This is a genomic window from Helicobacter trogontum (assembly GCF_000765905.2).
GTDB classification, from domain to species: domain Bacteria; phylum Campylobacterota; class Campylobacteria; order Campylobacterales; family Helicobacteraceae; genus Helicobacter_A; species Helicobacter_A trogontum.
Map to the genome: position 1 here is coordinate 1 of NZ_JRPL02000098.1, position 789 is coordinate 789.

The window sequence follows — 789 nt, forward strand, 5'->3', positions numbered from 1 at the left end:
AGAGAAAAAGTTAAGCATAAGAGCTACATGGCTACTTTTAGATGAAAAAGGAACTTATGCTGGATTCCATCATTTTTGCAAGAAAAAAGGATTAGTTGGGAAGAAGTAGCAATGCCTAATGATATATGTTATATATCAATGTTTTACAATTATAATATACATATATTATAATTGTTTTATATACATAATAAATTTATATTTTCTTTTAATGATATTGATTGTTTCAGTTATTTATCTAGTAAAGTAAAAAGCAGTAGTTAATTGCCATTTTTATTCATGAGAACAGATGAAAGAGTATCAATGTGTTCTAATAAACCTTTTTGAATTTGGGTTTCTGGAACTCTCATAGGGTCTAATTGAACAATAATTCCTTCTCTTCTAGCGTGTTTTATAGCAGGAATAAAATCACTATCTGCAGTAATTAAAATGATTTTTTCTACTTGGTATTTATTTGCTAAAGTTGCAATATCAAGCCCTATTTTCATATCTACGCCTTTTTGTCTAATATCTAAAACAAAATCTTCATTAGTCAATTCACTAATGTCAATTTCTTTGCGTAGATTTTTTTAAATTTATCATAGTCTCTAAACTTCCATTGAAATGAATTTTCGTCAATTTCACCTAACCTTACAGCAAAATATGGTTGTTTCTTAGGTGGTTTAATAATTCACTTTTAAATTTATAAGTCGCAAATAAAAAGGTAAGAATTTTAATATTTGATACAATGCAATACTTAAATTTATTAGGTATTAAAAATTTTAAATCGCATATATTGCGATACATTCATTT

At 25.9% G+C, this 789-nt stretch carries 1 pseudogene; it reads right to left on the minus strand.

The annotated features are described in order from the left end of the window. Positions 1-257: 257 nt before the first annotated feature. A pseudogene (locus LS81_RS12460) lies at positions 258-687 on the minus strand (NYN domain-containing protein); the annotation flags it as partial. Positions 688-789 lie beyond the last annotated feature (102 nt).